Below are 17,455 nucleotides of genomic sequence, written 5' to 3'. Positions count from 1 at the left end.
TCCGCAGGAGCCGCCGCTCTGGAGCGGGCCGTGCTCCGCCGGGCCCGGGCGTGGCTATTCACTAGCCAGGCCGCCTCGCGCGCCACGCGGTAGAACTCCGAGAACAGGCCGAACTCCCTGGCCAGCGCGGGCATCACCAGCCTGCGCAGCACCTCGGGAAGCTTGGAGACGTAATGGTCCATGATGCGCATGGTCCCCTCGTAGAGTGGGTCGCGCGAGCGCAGGACGGCCAGTCCGGCCTGGTAGTCGCGCTGCTTCAGGTAGCGGGCCAGGTGCTCCTCGCGCTGCTTCAGGGCGGGCTTGACCCGCTCCAGGACCTCGCGCCCGGCGCTCCAGTGCGCGTGCTCGGCTGGGTCGGCGGGCTCGGGGCCGTGGTCCAGCAGGGCGTCCCAATCCAGCGCGGGGCTGTGGCCGCACAGGGCGTTCACACAGGACGGGTTGGCCCAGAGGTGGCGCAGTAGCTCCTGGTAGGGGACGAATCCGGGGGCGACGTGCTCCCCGGGCATGGCGGGCGGCTCGGCCGCCTGCCGGTTAGCGGCGGCCGGGAAGGGCTCGCGCTCCAGCAGTTGAGAATGGATCGGCGTGGTCATGGGAAGGTTCCTCCTTCGGTGTTTTCGGTCCTGCCGGGGGACCGATGACCGTGCAGTGTATGCAGGAGGAAATTAAATTCACCCCACATAGCGCTATGTGGGGAGAAAGTTGAAAAAATGGAGCCGCCCGCCCGGCCTTGCCTTACGGTGCAAAAGATGCTTCACTCCCCCCCCGCCAGGAGGAACCCCGCATGCCCAGTCAAGCCGCCGTGGACAACAAGGCGCTAAACGATCTCGAACTCGCCCAGGAACGTACCGTCCTCGAATCCAGGCCCCAGCGCCTGGTCTTCGAGACCACAAACCGCTGCAACCTGCGCTGCGCCATGTGCGGTCAGTCCCACCGCGACTTCGTGGGCCGCGACCTCCAGCCGGACATCTTCCGCAAGACCGAACCCTTCTGGGACACCGCCCACGACGCCTCCCTCTTCGGCTGGGGCGAACCCCTCATGAACAAGCACCTGGGCGAATACTTCGACCTCCTCGCCCCCAGGGGGCCCCGCATCTTCGTGCTCACCAACGCCATGCTCCTCAAGGAAGCCATGATCGAGCGCTTCCTGGCCGGCGGCCTGGCCTTCCTCAACTTCTCCGTGGACGGCGCAAAGGCCGAGACCTACAATCGCATCCGCAAGGGCGCGAACTTCGACACCGTCATCGCCAACATCCGCAAGGTGGTGGAGCGCAAGCGCGCCCTGGGCGTGACGCACCCGCACATGCGCATGGTCTTCGTGGGCATGCGCTCCAACGTGGAGGAATTCCCCGACTTCGTGGACATGGCCGCCGAGCTGGGCATGGACGAGGCCAAAATGGTGCACATGATCGCCTACGGGCGCGAAATGGTCGACGAGATCCTCTTCGACCACAAGGAGCTCACCAACGCCGTCCTCGACGAGGCCCTGCGCCGCGCCCAGACCCACGGCATCCGCCTGACCATCCCCGACCGCTTCGACCTCTCCGGCAAGACCCTCCTGGAGCCCGCCGCCGCCCTGCACAAGAAATGCCCCCGCCCCTGGGAGGAGGTCTTCGTGCAGTCCGACGGCAAGGTGCGCCTGTGCATGCTCTCCAAGGACATCATGGGCGACCTGGCCGTGGAGGGCGTGGAAGACATCTGGAACAACGAGCGCTTCCAGGCCGTGCGCGCCACCATCAACACGCCCCGGGCCATGTCCACCTGCGCCAAGTGCCCCCAGTACAAGGAGATGAACGTCAACGACCGCGCGGCCTTCATCCAGGTGGAGACCACCCTGCCCGGCACCCGCGACGCCGTCCCGCCCCAGCCCGAAGCGGGCCTGGACGGAGGCGCGGCGTGACGAGCGCGGCCCTCCTCCGCGCCCGGCGGCGTCGCCCGGGCAACGAAGGCCGCGTCCCCGCCGGGAGCCCGGCGTGAAGACCGCCGTGGTGCTCTGCGCGGGCCTGGGCACGCGCCTTCGCCCCCTCACGGACACCTGCCCCAAGCCCATGGTCCCCGTGGCGGGCGTGCCCGTGCTGGAGCGCACCGTGCGCCACCTGGCGGCCCACGGCTTCACCGACGTCTGCGTGAACCTGCACCACCTGCCCCACAAGGTGCGCGCCCACTTCGGCGACGGCCACGCCTTCGGCGTGCGCCTGCACTTCTCCGACGAGCCCGAGCTGCTGGGAACCGCCGGGGCGCTCAACGCCTTCCGGCCCCTGCTGCGCCAGCCCTTCCTGGTCTGGTACGGAGACGTGCTCTCGGCCTTCGACGTGTCGGCCCTGACGCGCGCCCACCAGGCCTCGGGCGCGCAGGCCACCGTGGGCCTCTACCGCGTGGACAACCCCACCCAGTGCGGCCTCGTGGACCTGGACGGGGCAGGACGCATCACCCGCTTCGTGGAAAAGCCCCCCGTGGCCTTCACCGACCTGGCCAACGCCGGAGTCTACGCCTGCGAGCCCTCCGTGCTGGACTTCATCCCGCCCCAGGGCTTCTCGGACTTCGGCAGGGACGTGTTCCCGGCCATGCTCGCCGCCGGGGCCGAGCTCCACGGCCACGCCATCGACGAACCGCTCATCGACGTGGGCTCGCCCGAGAAGCTTGAGCGCGCCAACGCACTCTACGCCGCACCCGGAGGACAGCCTTGAACCCCACCTGCCTCGCGCGGCAGGCCTTCGACAGCGAGGCCTTCGCCGTGGACTACTACCGCGTGGTCAACCCCGCCCCGGAACCCCTGGGCCGCGAACTGGACGCCCTGGCCGGACCCTTCATGGCCGACGCCAAGCTCGACGCCCAGGACATCGAGGGTTCCAAGGCCCTGCAGCGCCTGGGCTTCCGCAAGGTCTGCACCCAGCCCGCCTTCGTGCTGGACCTGGCCGGGGCGCGCGGCGCGGCCGCCGGTGAACCCCAGGCCGCCTGCGCGCTCCCCGAAACGGACCTGGCCGCCCACGCCGCCAACTTTCCCTTCAGCCGCTTCGGGCTGGACCCCATGATCGCCCCGGAGGAGCGCACGCGCCACCAGGCCCGTTGGATCGCCAACACCATGGCCTCGCCCGACGTGCTCAAGTTCCTGGACAACGGGGCCTTCGTGAGCTTCAAGATCAGGGACGCCGTTGCAGTCATCGACCTCATCTCCGTGCTCCCGGCGGCGCGCGGCCGGGGCTCCCTGCTCCTGGGCCGCCTCAAGGCCTGGGCCGCCGCCAGGGGGCTCAAACGCATCGAAGTGACCACCGAGAGCGAAAACGTCCCGGCCTGCCTCTTCTACCAGAAGAACGGCTACCGCCTGGAGCGCGCCAGCGTGGCCCTGCACATGCGCAAGTAGGGGGCGGGTGGAGCAGGAGAGCCTCTGGAGGACTTGGGGAGCGAGGCTGGAGTAAAGCGAAGCCTCCGGCGGCCAAAGGGCTTCGCCCTCTGGACTCCCAAGTTGGGGGCCGGTGAGCGCGAAACAATGCTTGGCTCGCCGGAGTCGGCCTTGCGCGCGGAAGAGAGTTTTATGAAGCTGGGGCTTGAGCGCCCGGCGACCGGATGAACAGGCCCCTGGCTGCCCTGTCCCGTGCCGCGCTCGTGGATATTCTTCAAATATATCCGCGAGCGCGGCGCGGGACAGGGCAGCCAGGGGCCATACCGACCCAAAAAAAACGATCAATCATCCTCCCCGCCCGCCCGGGGGGAGCGCAACGGAACGGACGACCAGCCAGTGGCCACCATCCTCTTCCTCCAGCGCGACGGCTACGAAGCCTTCGGCCCCATGTACCTCTCCGCCGCCCTCAAGGCGCGCGGACACCGGGCCGACGTGATCGTCCAGGCCGAAGAGGGCCGCGGCTTCTGGGACGCAGTGGGCCGCGCCGGGGCCGACGTGGTCGCCTTCTCCATCATGAGCGGCGTGCACCAGTGGGCCGCCGACACCGCCCTGGAGGCCAAGCGCCGCTTCGGCCTGCGCGTGGTGGCAGGCGGGCCGCACTGCACCTTCTTCCCCGAGTTCATCCGGGAGCCCGGCATCGACGCCCTCTGCCGGGGCGAAGCCGAGGACGCCCTGGCCGACTACCTGGACGCCCTGGACGCGGGCGGCGACGGCGCGGGCGTCCCGGGTTTCCTGGTCAAGACCGCCTCGGGCGTCGCGGAGGCCGATCTCTATCCCCTGCGCGCCGACCTGGACGAGCTGCCACCGCCGGACCGCACCCTCTACGCCGCGCGCTACCCCGCCCTGGCCGCCGGCTCCGGGGCCGAGGTGATGCCCGCGCGCGGCTGCCCCTACAGCTGCAGCTTCTGCTACAACAAGCTGATCCGGGGGCTCTACAAGGGCAAAGGCCCCTACATCCGCCGCCACTCCCCGGAGCGCGTGCTGGAAGAGATGGAATCCCTGCTGCGGGAGCGCCGGGGCAGCCTCACGCATTTCTCCTTCGTGGACGACCTTTTCGTGCAGGACAGGCCCTGGCTGGAGGAGTTCCTGGCGGGCTACGCCCGGCGCGTGGGCCTGCCCTACATGTGCTCCGTGCGCGCCAATCTGGTGGACGAGTCCCTGGTGGACCTCCTGGCTCGTTCAGGATGCCGGATGGTCTCCTTCGGCGTGGAGAGCGGCGACGACGCCCTGCGCAACGACGTGCTGGGCAAGAAGATCTCGCGCGCCCAGATCGAGCGCACGGCGGCGCTGCTCACGGCCCGGGGCATCGTGTTCTCCACTTTCAACATGTTCAACCTCCCGGGCGAGACCCTGGATAAGGCCCTGGAGACCCTGCGCCTGAACCAGGCGCTCGGGCCGCTCAACCACCCGTGGTCCGGGCTTTTGCAGCCCTACCGGGGCACGGGAGTCTACGACCAGGCCCTGGCCCTGGGCCTCATCGGGGCCGCCGAGAGCGGTGCGCGCCGCTTCGACAGCCCCACCGTCCGCCAGCCCGACACCGAGGCCCTGGACGCCTTCAGCGCATACTTCTACTGGATGTCGCGCCACCCCGCCCTGGAGCGCCTGCTCCTGCCGCTTGCGCGGCGCAGGGTGCGGCCCCTGGAGCGGCTGGCGTCCCTGGCGGCGTCGCTTGCGCGCCATACGGCCCTCAACCGGCCTTTCCAGGGCTGGGGCGCGCTGGCCACCGGCCTTTCGGCCGGGCTCAAACGCATCAAAAGTTATCTGTGATCCCGCGACATCGAGGACGCAACGCATGATCATCGCCAAATCCCCGGTCCGCCTGAGCTTCGGCGGCGGCGGCACCGACCTCCCGGCCTACTACGAGGAACACGGCGGGGCCGTGCTCTCCGTGACCATCGACAAGTATTTCCATACCGTGCTCCAGGAGATCCCCGGCCGCGAGATCGAGATATCCTCCTCGGACTACCAGCTCCACCAGCGCATCGCGGACCTGGACCAGGCCAACCTCAAGGACGCCCTGCGCATCCCCAAGGCCATGCTGCGCCACTTCGGCATCCGTTCCGGGGTGCTCCTGCAGCTCAAGAGCGACATTCCGCCCGGGTCGGGCCTGGGGCTTTCGGGCGCGGTGGCCACCAGCCTGGCGCGCGCCCTGGGGGCCTACGCCGGGCAGGCCCTGGACAAGGCCCAGGTGGCCGAGCTGGCCACGCACATCGAACTGACGGTGCTTGGCCGCCCCATCGGCATGCAGGACCAGTACGCCTCGGCCCACGGCGGACTGAACTTCCTCACGTTCGACGCCTCGGGCACGCGCGTGGAGCCCGTGGCGCTCGCCCGCGAGCGCCTGACGGAGTTGCGCGCCCACCTGATGCTCTTCCACACCGGCTCCTCGCGCGACTCCGCGCGCATCCTGGAAGGCCAGCGCCAGGCCACCAGCGGCCGCGACCAGTCCGTGCTGGACGCCCTGCACCGCGTGAAGGAGACGGCGCACCGCATGCGCGAGATCGTCACCACCGGGGACATCCCGAGCATCGGGCGGCTCCTGCACGAGTCCTGGCAGCAGAAGAAGCGCTTCTCCTCCAAGGTCTCCAACCCCGAGATCGACCGCTACTACGAGACGGCCATGGCCAACGGCGCCCTGGGCGGCAAGATCACGGGCGCGGGCGGGGGGGGCTTCCTTCTCGTGTTCGCCGACCCCTCGGCGCATACGGGCATCAGTCGGGAGCTGACCGCCCTGGGGCTCCAGGAGCTGGATTTCGACTTCGAGGACGGCGGCTCCCAGATCACCCTGGACAGCGCCGGGCGCTTCAAGGCCACCATCACGCCCGAGGGCTACCTGCTGGGCATGCGCGCGGTGGTCAGCCGCCTGGACAAGCGCCAGATCGGGCGCATCGCGCAACTCCTGCACGAGGCCTACGAGGCCGACAAGCAGGTGTTCATCATGGGCAACGGCGGGTCTGCGGCCACGGCCTCGCACTTCTGCTCGGACCTGGCCAAGACCGTGGCGGTCAACGGTCGGCGCGGCTTCAGGGCCATCCCGCTCACGGACAACATCCCGCTCATGACGGCCTGGGGCAACGACGTGGGCTTCGAGGACATCTTCTCGGGCCAGCTGCGCAACCTGCTCAACGCGGGCGACGTGGTGATCGGCATCTCGGGGGGCGGCATGAGCCCCAACGTGATCAAGGCCATGGAGCTGGCCAGGGAGCGCGGCGCGCGCACGGTGGGGCTCACGGGCTTCGCCGGGGGCAGGCTCAAAGACGTGGCGGAGGAGTGCTTCATCGTGCCCTCGGAGAACTGTCAGTTCATCGAGGACGTGCACATGATGCTGGTGCACCTGCTGACCAGCGTGGTGCGCGAGCGCCTGGCCGGGGATCAGGGCATCGGCTGAGGGCCGGCCCTCGCCCCGGGAGTTTTCAGATTTCAGTTGACGCGGCAGTCTTGAGCAAGTAGATGCAATTCTCTTGACAGCGCGAGGCCGTGCGGGTACAGGGTTCCTCCGCTCACGCGGATGGGCCGTTAACTCAGTTGGTAGAGTACCTGCCTTTTAAGCAGAGAGTCGCAGGTTCGAATCCTGCACGGCCCACCACATCGCGTCCCCATCGTCTAGTGGCCTAGGACGGCGGCCTCTCACGCCGCTAACAGGGGTTCAAATCCCCTTGGGGACGCCAAAGAAAACAGGACTTCGGAGAAATCCGGGGTCCTTTTTTCGTTCTGGACACATCCCGGACACATTTTCCAAATCACTCCGCTGTCCTAGGAGGATGGCAGTGCACTGTCATGCCTGCCAGAAGTCTTTCATGGACATCTACACGCCCAAGCTGGTGGAAGTGGGCGAGTAGGCCTAGAATGAGAGAAGCCCCCTTGGCCATCCTTCGGGGCTTTTTTGTTGGTGGTTAACCATCCCAATTTTGGGAAGGTCAACAAGGACTGTGAAATTTAAATTTTTAAAGCATCACAAGGTGCTACTTGGAAAACTCAGGCTCGTCTTCCCTTCTGGCAACCTGTTTTTGCTCTGGCGCACGCATGACATCCATTGGTTGTTGAGCCATCCAGTCAGCATATTCCATGATGGGTCTTGGCTGCAATCCAGCCTTTTCCCTTTCAAGGTTAACCTTCTCTATCTCAATCTTGTATTGATTGTAAGCCTCAACATACTTCACGCGCACAGTTTCTTGCGTTGACTTGGCCTATTTGTTGGCGGAAGTGGCATAGCCTACGCCAGCAGCCAGAACACCTATGGCACAACCACTGGCTAGGGGGGCTAGGGACAGCAAAACAAGCAGAAGGACGCATTGACGCATAGGTTACTCCTCCACCTATCTTGCCGAACCATGAATACAATGACAACTGGACGCGTGGAGACTTCGTGTTCCCCTACCTTTGAGAAAGCTGTGTATAGTGGTAGAAGCCAGGGCCAAGAGTTCATGCTTGGGCATTCAGGCCGCCTCGGGGTCCGGTGGTTTCATTTCGCGCAACAAGCCCTTGCCGTCTTTTGGACTATGTTTCATGAAGGAACAATGGGACGCCACGCGATCCTCCATAATCGTACACTCGACTCCAGCCGTAAAGAGCACGCTGCCGGAGGACCGTTCAGGAACGGCCGTGCGAAACCGGCTGGCTTCGTCGTGCTTTGGCTCGTCATCGCGCTGTTTGGCGTGGCTGGTTCAGGGGCGGCCAAATCCTCTGTAGCGGCCAGTAACGTGGATTTGGTCCACTACTGGACGGGCGACCTGAGCGGCGGCATCGAGAACATGATCGAAGAGTTCAACCGCCAGGCCGCCGGATACTCCGTGGTGCCGGTGGGACTGGAACACGAGATGTTCAAGGTCGGCATCCTCTCCAGGATCGCAAGCGGCAAGAAGCCCATGCTTTTTTCCTATTGGGCCGGGGCCAAGGTCCAGGCCCTGGTGGACGCAGGCTCTGTGGACCCGCTCGACGCGATCTGGAACACCGGAGGGCTGCGGCAATGCTTCACGCCCGCTGTGGCTTCGGCCTGCATCTACAACGGCAGGCCCTTCGCCATCCCGGTCACCCAGCACTACGTAGCCTTTTTCTACAACAAACGGCTCTTCGCCTCCCACGGTCTGACCACGCCAGCCACTTGGACCGAGCTGGTGCAGCTCTGCGAGCGCATTGCGTCTTTGGGGGTCACGCCCATAGCGCTGGGCAACCGCGAGCGTTGGCCTGCCCAGTTCTGGTTCGACTACATCCTGCTGCGCACAGCCGGGCCGCAATACAGGCAGGAATTGATGCAGGGCCTGCGCGCCTACACGGATCCGGAGGTGCGGCGGGTCTTCGATCTCTGGGGGCAACTCATCGAGAAAGGAGCGTTCACGGCCCGCCCCGAAGCGGACGACTGGGCCGGCGCGGCCGGCGCGGTGCGCGACGGAACGGCCGCCATGACGCTCATGGGCACCTGGATCATCGGCCATTACAGCGGCGATCCGTCCTGGAGCGAGGGAGAGGACTACGATTTCTTCGTGTTCCCCACCATCGACCCCGGCGTGCCGCTGGCGGCCCTGGGTCCCATCGACGTGCTGCTGAAATCCCGGGGCGGGACGAGCGAGGCCGGGGACACGGCCCTCTTGTTCTTCGCCGGGGTGCAGGCCCAGACCGCCATGAGCCGTGGCTCCGGGGCCCTGGCCCCCAATACCGGCGTGCCGGGAGACGCCTACAGCGACATGCGGCGGCGAATCCTGGCTGCCACCTACCGGGCCCCTCATTGGGCCTTCAACTACGACCTCGCCACGCCGCAGTCCGCCGCCGACATCGGGCTGGGGTGCTTCAGCGCCTTCCTCAAGCACCCCGAGACCATCGACGCTCTCCTGCAAAACACCCAGCACCGCATGGCGAGCATTTTCCTGCCCCAGACCCGGTGACCTCGCCCCGGGGCGGCATTCAGCAGGGGAGCTCCCGGGTTGTGCTGCCCCACGTCAGGCAAGCGTCCGCTTAGAGAGCCCCGCGTCTGAAATCTTTTGCCGGCAGCCCTTGAGCGGTTGATTTCCGCTTCAGCCCGGTCCTTCAGCCGTGTTGTCCGCCTGGTCCGTAGAAGTCCGGCAGCCACTCCCAGGCCTAGGTCGGAAGGCCCCTGCCGTGCTGCGCAGGGCTTCGGCCTTCCCGGCGCCGCGGCCGGACCATCGCGCAGCGTCCCGGGAGTTGTTGCACGCCGCCCCCCTTTCTGGGATACCAGGAAGGGACGGGCGCAACGCCCGAAGCGGGAGTGTATCCATGGGCATCAACGACTTCTCCATAGGCACGCGGCTCAAGGTCGGCTTCGCCTTGATGCTTTTTCTGACCATGGCCGTGGGCGCCGTGGCCCTCGGCCAGATCGACACGCTCTCCCGGATCACCGAGCGCCTTTACAGCCATCCATTCGCCGTGAACACTGCCCTGCGCGACATGCGCGGCAACACGAGGGTCATCGACGCAGCCCTGGCCGAACTGGTCCCCGGGGTCCCCCCGGCTGCCGTGGAGTCCCGCCGGAGTGAAATCCTGAAGAGTTTCGAACATCTGCACGAGCATTTTGCCCTGGCAGAGGAACGCTACCTTGGCGGCAAGGAGGACAGGGTCGCGGTGCGGGAGGCGATCCAGGAATGGCGCGGACTCGTGGACCAGGCCCTGGCCTCGCACCGGGAGGGACGCCCCCGCGAGGAGCAGGTCCGCTCCGTCACGTCGGCCAGGCGCTACTCCCAGGAATGTCTGCAACGCATCCAGGTGATGCTCGATTTCGCGGGCAACCGCGCCCGGCTCTTTCTGGAAGAAGCCCGGCGGGAGCGGGAAGACGCCATCCTGTTCATGCTCGTTCTCCTCTCCCTGGCGGTGGTGGCGGCCGGTACGGTGGCCGCCTTCGTCACCCGGGGCATCACCGTGCCCCTGGGCGAGGTGGTGGGGCGCCTCAAGGGCGTGGCCGCGGGCGACATTGGCGATCCGCTCTCGATGACTCGAAGGGACGAGATGGGCGAGCTGGCCCGGGCCTTCGGCCTGTTGCGCGCCGGGCTGGAGGACAAGATCGGCGTGGCCCGCGCCGTGGCCGAGGGCGACCTCACCCGCGAGGCCGTCCCGTCCTCGGAGCGCGACGCCCTGGGCCAGGCCCTGGACCGCATGATCCGCGCCCTGCGCCTGGCCTCCCAGGCCAACGCCCTCAACGACTGGCACAAGACCGGCAGGACCGAACTGGCCGCCCTGCTCGTGGGAGAAGAGGACGCGCACGCCATGGCCGCCCGCGTGGTCTCCTTCCTGGCGCGCTGGCTGGACGCCCAGGTCGGCGCGCTCTATGCGCGGGGCGACGGCGCGTTCCGCCTGTACGGCAGCTACGCCTTCACCCCGCGCGGCGAATTGCCGGAGTCCTTCCGGCCGGGCGAGGGGCTGGTGGGGCAGGCCGCGCTGGAGGGGCGCATCCTCGCCGTGGACCGGCTGCCCGGAGACGCCCTGCGCGTGAACTCCGCCCTGGTCGATGCCCGGCCGGGCAGCGTGGTCCTGGTCCCCATGGCGCACGAGGGCGAGGTGCTGGCCGTGCTGGAGCTGGGGGCGTTCGGGGAATTCGACGACGCGAAGCTCGAATTCCTTGAGTCCGTGTCCGGGGCCGTGGCCCAGGCCTTCGCCTCCATGGAGAACCAGCGCCGCCTGCGCGTCCTCCTGGACGAGACCCAGGCCCAGGCCGTGCGCCTCCAGGTGCAGCAGGAGGAGTTGCGCTCCACCAACGAGGAGCTGGAGCAGCAGGCCAACGCCCTGCGCGCCTCCGAGGAGGAGCTTCAGCAGCAACAGGAGGAATTGCGCGCCGTCAACGAGGAACTTTTCGAGAAGAACCGTTTCCTGGAGCTGCAGAAGGCCGAGATCAGCCTCAAGAACGTGGAGCTGGACAACATCCGCGTGGGCCTGGAGCAGAAGGCCCGGGAACTGGAACGCTCCGGGCGCTACAAGTCGGAATTCCTGGCCAACATGTCCCATGAGCTGCGCACGCCCCTCAACAGCCTGCTGCTGCTCTCGCGAAGCCTCATGGACAACCCCGGGGGCAACCTCTCCGCCGAGCAGGTGGAGTACGCCCGCATCATCCACCGCAGCGGCAACGACCTGCTGGGGCTCATCAACGAGATTCTCGACCTCTCCCGTATCGAGGCCGGGCGCATGGACCTGGATCTGGAGAACGCCGGGCCGCGCGACATGGCCCAGAACCTGCGCGAAACCTTCGAGGCCCTGGCCCGCGAGAAAGGCCTCTCCCTTCTGGTGGAGGTGGAGGAGGCCCTGCCCGCGACCGTGCGTACGGACCCCCGGCGCGTGGAGCAGATCCTGCGCAACCTGGTCTCCAATGCCGTAAAGTTCACCGAGCAGGGCGGCGTGACGGTGCGCTTCGCGACCCGCGGGGAGGGTTCCATGGCCGTCTCGGTGGCCGACACCGGGGCGGGCATTCCCGAAGACAAGCATCAGGCCGTGTTCGAGGCCTTTCGGCAGCTGGAGGGCGGCACGGACCGCAGGCACGGCGGCACGGGCCTGGGCCTGACCATCTCCCGCGAGCTGGCCCGGCTTCTGGGCGGGGAGATCCTGCTCGAAAGCCGTTCCGGCGAAGGGGCCACCTTCACGCTCGTGCTGCCCCTGGAAGGCCCGCCCTCCGCCGGCGATCCAGCGGGGACCGCGCGCGCGGACCAAGGCGGCGACGCAGCGGCGTCGGGCGTCTTCTCCGGGGCGGACCCGGTCCGGGACGCTGCGCCCCGGGAGCGTCCCCGCACGCCGCCCCCCGCCGTCATTTCCGACGACCGGGACGTTCTGCGCCCCGGCGTGCCCGCCGTCCTGATCATCGAGGACGACCCGGACTTCGCCGCCGTGCTGGCCCGCCTCTGTCGGGACAGGGGGCTCCACGCCCTGGCGGCGGCCACGGGCGAGGACGGCCTGGAACTTGCCCGCGCCAAGTCCCCGGCGGCGGTTGTGCTGGACATCAGGCTCCCGGGCATGAGCGGCTGGGAAGTGCTCGACGCCTTCAAGCGCGACCCGGCCCTGCGCCACATCCCCGTGCACGTGATGTCCGGGGCCGACGGCGGCCTGGACGCCCTGCGCAGGGGCGCGGTGGGCTTTCTCCCCAAGCCCGCCACGCGCGAGAGCCTGGAGGAGGCCCTGGGCCGCCTGGAGCGCGTCTGGACCAGCGACATCAAGGACCTGCTCCTGGTGGAGGACGACGAGGCCCTGCGCACGGCCGTAACGGCCCTCATCGGCGATCCCGGCGTGCGCATCCGCCAGGCGGGCAGCGGCGCGCAGGCCCTCCAGGCCCTGGAGCAGGGCCGCTTCGACTGCATGATCCTGGACCTTGGCCTGCCCGACATGACGGGATTCGAACTGCTCGACCGCATGAAGGCGCGGTGCCCCGCCGGTCCGCCTCCGGTGATCGTCTACACCGGCAGGGAACTCAGCCGCGAGGAGGAACGCCGTCTGCGCGAACAGGCCGACTCCATCATCGTCAAGGGCGTACGCTCCGAAGAGCGGCTCATCGACGAGACGGCCCTCTTCCTGCACCAGGTGGTCCGGGCGATGCCCCAGCGCAAGCGCGAGGCCATCCTGCACCTCTACGAAAAGGACGCCGCCTTCAAGGACCGCACCGTGCTCCTGGTGGACGACGACATGCGCAACCTTTTCGCCCTGGCCCAGGTGCTCCAGGAAAAGGGGCTGGCCGTGCTCAAGGCCGAGGACGGCCCCACGGCCCTGGCCCTGCTCGAAAGCGAGCCCCGCGTGGACCTCGTGCTCATGGACATCATGATGCCGGGCATGGACGGCTACGAGGCCATCCGGCGCATCCGCGCCGAGCGCCGCTTCCAGGGCCTGCCCGTGATCGCCCTTACGGCCAAGGCCATGCGCGAGGACCGCGAGAAATGCCTGGAGGCCGGGGCCAGCGACTACCTCTCCAAACCCGTGGACGTGGACAGGCTTTTGTCCGTCATGCGGGTATGGCTGCACAAGTAGGGGGGAGCGCGTGGACCAGACAGCCATCGAGAACGTCGAGGCCGGGCTCTTCCTGGAGGCGCTGCACCAGCGCCACGGTTACGATTTCCGCAACTACTCCCGGGCCTCCATGCTCCGCCGCCTGCGGCGCCTGGCGGAAAAGACCGGCGCCCCCTCGCTTTCCGCCATGATCCCCTCCGTGCTCCACGACAGGGCCTTCCTGCCGGAAGTGGTGGACGCCCTCTCGGTGAACGTCTCCGAGATGTTTCGCGACCCGGGCTTCTTCCGCGTCCTGCGCGAGGAGGTGGTGCCCTACCTGCGCACCTTTCCCTTCGTGAAGATCTGGCACGCGGGCTGCTCCCGGGGCGAGGAGGTCTACTCCCTGGCCATCGTTCTGCGCGAGGAGGGCTTCTACGAGCGCTGCACCATCTTCGCCACCGACCTCAACCCCGTGGTGCTCGAACAGGCCAAGGCAGGCATCTTCCCCGTCGAGGCCGTGCGCCTGCACACCGCCAACTACCAGATGGCCGGGGGCAGGGCCGCCTTTTCCGACTACTACCACGCCAGCTACGGCTCCGTGATCATGGACTCCTCCCTGCGCCAGAACGTCACCTTCGCGCCCCACAACCTGGCCACGGACGGCGTGTTCGGGGAGATGCACCTGGTGCTGTGCCGCAACGTGCTCATCTATTTCGACAGGACCCTTCAGGAAAGGGTGCTCGCGCTTCTGGCCGACAGCCTGACTCACGGCGGCATCCTGGCGCTGGGCGGCAAGGAGAGCCTGGGCGGGCAAAGGGCCCGGGACACCTTCGCCGAGTTCGACAGGAAATGGCGCGTCTACAAGAAGGTCGATCCGGCATCGGCCCAGGCCCACAGGCGCGCGGGGCCGGACGGCGCGCCCGGGGAGGGGGCGTGAGGCCGCCCGAAGCGCACCGGCGCGTGGAGGCGGTGGTGCTGGGCGGCTCCTCGGGCGCGGTGGAGCCCCTGAAGAGCATTCTCTCGCGCCTGCCAGGGGATTGCCCCTGGCCCGTGGCCGTGGTGCTCCACGTCTCCCCCCTTCAGGAGAGCGACTTCGCGTTCTACATCGGGCGCGGCTGCGCCCTGGAGGTCCGCGAGGCCGAGGACAAGGAGCCCGCGCTGCCCGGGCGGGTCTATTTCGCGCCCCCGGGCTACCATCTGCTCGTGGAGGCCGACAGAAGCTTTTCCCTCTCGGTGGACGAGCGTGTGCGCTTCGCCAGACCCTCCCTGGACGTGCTCTTCGAGAGCGCCGCCGACGCCTACGGGCCGGGGCTTGCGGGCGTGGTGCTCTCCGGCGCGGGGGACGACGGCGCGCGCGGCCTGGCGCGCGTGCGCGAACGGGGCGGCCTGGCCGTGGTGCAAGACCCCGCCGAGGCCCTCCATGCCGCCATGCCCCTGGCGGCCCTGGAGGCCGCCATGCCCCAGGCTGTGCTGGACGTGCAAGGCATCGCCGCGCTGCTGGCCGAGTTGGCGCGCGAGGACCACGCAGGAGCTAGACCATGACCGGCCTCCCCAAGATCCTCATCGTGGACGACAGGCCCGACAACCTCACGGCCCTGGAGCATGTGCTCGCTCCAGTGGAAGCCCAGACCGTGCGGGCCACCTCCGGGCAGGAGGCCCTGCGCCAGGTGCTGCGCCACGAGTTCGCCCTGGCCATCCTGGACGTGCAGATGCCCGGCATGGACGGCTACGAGCTGGCCCGGCTGCTGCGAAGCGACCCCCGTTCAGGGCGCGTGCCCATCATCTTTCTCACGGCCATCCACGCCGACGATCCGCACCGCTTCATGGGCTACCGCTCGGGCGCGGTGGACTTCCTCACCAAACCCTTCCACCCCGAGGTGCTGCTCTCCAAGGTCCGGGTGTTCCTGGAGCTGGACCTGCGCACCCGGGAGGCCGTGGAAAAGGGCCGCCAGCTTGAGGCCCTGCTGGCGGAACAGGAGCAGGCCAACCACGCGCTCAGCCGCGAGGTGGCCGTGCGCCAGGAGGCCGAGGCCGCCCTGCGCGAGAGCGACACCCGCCTGCGCGACCTGGTGGACGCCATCCCGGACGCGGTGTGCCTCAAGGACGGACAGGGCCGCTGGCTGGAGGCCAACGCCCCCTGCCGCCAGCTCTTCGGGCTCCACGACGACGGCTACCGGGGCCGTACGGATCGGGAACTCCTGGCGGACGGCAGCGTCCGCGACATCTGGCGTCGCCCCGGGGAAGACCCCGACGAAGAGGTCTGGGCGGCGGGAATCCCCACCCGGTGCGAGTCCGAGGTCCGCCTGTCCGGCGGCTCGCACATCTTCGAGGTGGCGCGCGCCCCGGCCTTTCACCGGGACGGCGGCCGCAAGGGCCTCGTGGTGGTGGGGCGCGACGTCACCGAGCGCAAGACCGTGGAGCGCACCCTGGCCTTCCTGGCCTCCTGCGGCGGCGGCCCCTCCAGCCTGAACTTTTTCCAGTCCCTGGCCGGCTACCTCGCCGAAACCCTCGGCATGGAGTTCGTGTGCATCGACCGCCTGGAGGGCGACGGCCTCACCGCGCGCACCCTGGCCCTTTACGAGGACGGCCGTTTCCAGGACAACATCTCTTACGCCCTCAAGGACACGCCCTGCGGCGCGGTGGTGGGCCAGGACGTCTGCTGCTTCCCGCGCGACGTGCAGGCGCTCTTCCCCCGCGACGAGGTGCTGCGGGAGATCGCCGCCGAGAGCTACGTCGGCGTCACGCTCTGGGACGCGGCGGGCCAGCCCATCGGGCTGGTGGCGGTGATCGGGCGCAGGCCCCTGGAGAACCGGGGGCTGGCCGAGGCGGTGCTCAAGCTGGTGGCCTTGCGCGCCGGGGGCGAACTGGAGCGCCTGCAGGCCGAGGAGGACCTCCTGGCGGCCAAGGAGGCGGCCGAGGCCGCCAACCGGGCCAAATCGGAATTTTTGGCCAATATGAGCCACGAGATCCGCACGCCCCTGAACGGCGTGCTGGGCATGCTCCAGCTGCTCCAACTGTCCGGGCTCGATCCCGAGCAGTCCGAGAGCGTCTCCACGGCCATCACCTCGGGACGCCGCCTGGGCAAGCTCCTGGCCGACATCCTGGACCTTTCACGGGTGGAGGCGGGCAAGCTGGCGCTCGCCAGGGCGGAGTTCTCCCCGGCCAAGGCCCTGGAGGAGGTGGCCCAGATCTTCCAGGCCGCGCGCCGCGAGCGCGGGGTGGGGCTCGTCATGGACCTGGACGCCACGGTGCCGGGGGTCCTGCTGGGCGACGACCTGCGCATCAAGCAGATCCTCACCAACCTGCTGGGCAACGCTTTCAAGTTCACGGAGCACGGCGCGGTGACGGTGGGCATGCGTGCCCTGCCGGAAGCGGAAACGGGCGTCTGCCTGCTGGAAATCACCGTGCGCGACACCGGCATCGGCATCGCCCCGGAGCAGATGGAGGGCATCTTCGAGCCCTTCCGCCAGGTGGACGCCTCCTATGCCCGGGCGCACCAGGGGGCTGGCCTGGGCCTTTCCATCGCCCGGCGGCTGGCCTCGCTCATGGGTGGGGAGATCACCGTGTCCAGCGAGCCGGGCCGCGGCAGCGTGTTCCGCTGCACCGTGCGCCTGGGGGTTCCGGCGGCCGACAGGCGCGGACAGGAGCCCCGGGAGCCCGGGGCGCGGGCCGCGTCCGCCGCTCCCAGGGAAAGCCTGCGCATCCTTGTGGCCGAGGACGAACCCGTGAGCCGCCTCACCGTGAAGAAGCTCCTCACCCGCCAAGGACACCATTGCATGGCCGTGGAAAACGGCCTGCTCTGCCTGGAGGCCCTGCGCGACCAGGACTTCGACCTGATCCTCATGGACATCCAGATGCCCGGCATGGACGGCATGGAGGCCACCCGCGCCATCCGGAGCGCGGCCGACATGGGGGGGAAGGCGCGCATTCCCATCATCGCGCTCACGGCCTACGCCATGCAGGGCGACCGGGAGCGCTTCCTGGAGGCGGGCATGGACGGCTACGTCTCCAAACCCTTCGACATGGACGAACTGCACCGCGCCATGGACGAGGCCCTGGCCGACCGCGCGGGCTGATTTCCGCCTCGCTCTCCCGGCCCGGCGTTTCGTCCCGGCCGGTTTCGAGCCGCGCCCTCACGATCCGTCCCCGGGGCGA

At 68.5% G+C, this 17,455-nt stretch carries 12 protein-coding genes and 2 tRNA genes; 12 read left to right on the top strand and 2 right to left on the bottom strand.

Annotated elements, in window-relative coordinates; genetic code table 11:
- Positions 1-590, bottom strand: a 590-nt coding sequence (locus tag NNJEOMEG_RS10325; RefSeq protein ID WP_173084088.1) for a hypothetical protein, incomplete at its 3' end; no start/stop codon positions are given.
- 191 nt (positions 591-781) lie between these two features.
- Here NNJEOMEG_RS10325 and NNJEOMEG_RS10320 point away from each other — a divergent pair.
- From NNJEOMEG_RS10320 to NNJEOMEG_RS10290, 7 genes are all read left to right on the top strand, one after another.
- Entirely contained in the window at positions 782-1,897 is a 1,116-nt protein-coding gene (locus tag NNJEOMEG_RS10320) for a radical SAM protein (RefSeq protein ID WP_173084086.1), read from the top strand.
- Between the two features lie 73 nt (positions 1,898-1,970).
- On the top strand, positions 1,971-2,684 hold the full coding sequence (locus tag NNJEOMEG_RS10315) for a nucleotidyltransferase family protein (RefSeq protein WP_173084084.1): 714 nt from the start codon (positions 1,971-1,973) through the stop codon (positions 2,682-2,684).
- Positions 2,681-3,358 carry a GNAT family N-acetyltransferase gene (locus NNJEOMEG_RS10310; RefSeq protein WP_173084082.1) on the top strand — a complete coding sequence of 226 codons (678 nt, stop codon included), beginning with the start codon at positions 2,681-2,683 and terminating at the stop codon, positions 3,356-3,358. Before NNJEOMEG_RS10315 ends, NNJEOMEG_RS10310 begins: the two co-directional genes overlap by 4 nt.
- 375 nt (positions 3,359-3,733) lie before the next feature.
- Positions 3,734-5,164: a B12-binding domain-containing radical SAM protein gene (locus NNJEOMEG_RS10305; RefSeq protein ID WP_173084081.1), complete on the top strand. Its 1,431-nt coding sequence runs from the start codon at positions 3,734-3,736 to the stop codon at positions 5,162-5,164.
- A 25-nt stretch (positions 5,165-5,189) separates the two neighbouring features.
- The gene (locus NNJEOMEG_RS10300) at positions 5,190-6,785 is read left to right on the top strand and encodes a GHMP family kinase ATP-binding protein (protein WP_173084079.1); all 1,596 of its coding nucleotides are present in this window, start codon (positions 5,190-5,192) and stop codon (positions 6,783-6,785) included.
- Between the two features lie 122 nt (positions 6,786-6,907).
- Positions 6,908-6,983: transfer RNA gene (locus NNJEOMEG_RS10295), tRNA-Lys, on the top strand.
- Between the two features lie 6 nt (positions 6,984-6,989).
- A tRNA-Glu gene (locus tag NNJEOMEG_RS10290) sits at positions 6,990-7,065 on the top strand.
- A 294-nt stretch (positions 7,066-7,359) separates the two neighbouring features.
- Here the strand turns inward: NNJEOMEG_RS10290 and NNJEOMEG_RS10285 are convergent.
- Entirely contained in the window at positions 7,360-7,557 is a 198-nt protein-coding gene (locus NNJEOMEG_RS10285; RefSeq protein WP_173084077.1) for a hypothetical protein, read from the bottom strand.
- A 540-nt stretch (positions 7,558-8,097) separates the two neighbouring features.
- On the opposite strand from NNJEOMEG_RS10285, the gene NNJEOMEG_RS10280 reads away from it, so the two are divergent.
- From NNJEOMEG_RS10280 to NNJEOMEG_RS10260, 5 genes are all read left to right on the top strand, one after another.
- Positions 8,098-9,276, top strand: coding sequence for an extracellular solute-binding protein (locus tag NNJEOMEG_RS10280; RefSeq protein ID WP_173084075.1), 1,179 nt, complete (start codon positions 8,098-8,100; stop codon positions 9,274-9,276).
- A 349-nt stretch (positions 9,277-9,625) separates the two neighbouring features.
- A complete protein-coding gene (locus tag NNJEOMEG_RS10275) occupies positions 9,626-13,342 on the top strand; it encodes a response regulator (RefSeq protein WP_173084074.1) in 3,717 nt (1,238 codons plus the stop codon).
- Positions 13,343-13,352: 10 nt separating this feature from the next.
- Positions 13,353-14,237, top strand: a complete 885-nt coding sequence (locus NNJEOMEG_RS10270) for a CheR family methyltransferase (RefSeq protein ID WP_173084072.1) — start codon at positions 13,353-13,355, stop codon at positions 14,235-14,237.
- Positions 14,234-14,842, top strand: coding sequence for a chemotaxis protein CheB (locus NNJEOMEG_RS10265; RefSeq protein WP_235956925.1), 609 nt, complete (start codon positions 14,234-14,236; stop codon positions 14,840-14,842). The genes NNJEOMEG_RS10270 and NNJEOMEG_RS10265 overlap by 4 nt, the downstream gene beginning before the upstream one ends.
- Complete coding sequence (locus tag NNJEOMEG_RS10260; RefSeq protein ID WP_173084068.1) at positions 14,839-17,376, top strand: response regulator; 2,538 nt, start codon at positions 14,839-14,841, stop codon at positions 17,374-17,376. The genes NNJEOMEG_RS10265 and NNJEOMEG_RS10260 overlap by 4 nt, the downstream gene beginning before the upstream one ends.
- Positions 17,377-17,455 lie beyond the last annotated feature (79 nt).

The organism is Fundidesulfovibrio magnetotacticus (assembly GCF_013019105.1).
GTDB classification, from domain to species: Bacteria; Desulfobacterota; Desulfovibrionia; order Desulfovibrionales; family Desulfovibrionaceae; genus Fundidesulfovibrio; species Fundidesulfovibrio magnetotacticus.
This window is presented reverse-complemented; position numbering and strand designations above follow the sequence as displayed.

What these genes read in the sequence shown, in the direction of transcription:
- NNJEOMEG_RS10320 (WP_173084086.1), top strand. Translation starts at nt 782, where the DNA reads ATGCCCAGTCAAGCCGCCGTGGACAACAAGGCGCTAAACGATCTCGAA.
- NNJEOMEG_RS10300 (WP_173084079.1), top strand. Translation starts at nt 5,190, where the DNA reads ATGATCATCGCCAAATCCCCGGTCCGCCTGAGCTTCGGCGGCGGCGGC.
- NNJEOMEG_RS10275 (WP_173084074.1), top strand. Translation starts at nt 9,626, where the DNA reads ATGGGCATCAACGACTTCTCCATAGGCACGCGGCTCAAGGTCGGCTTC.
- NNJEOMEG_RS10260 (WP_173084068.1), top strand. Translation starts at nt 14,839, where the DNA reads ATGACCGGCCTCCCCAAGATCCTCATCGTGGACGACAGGCCCGACAAC.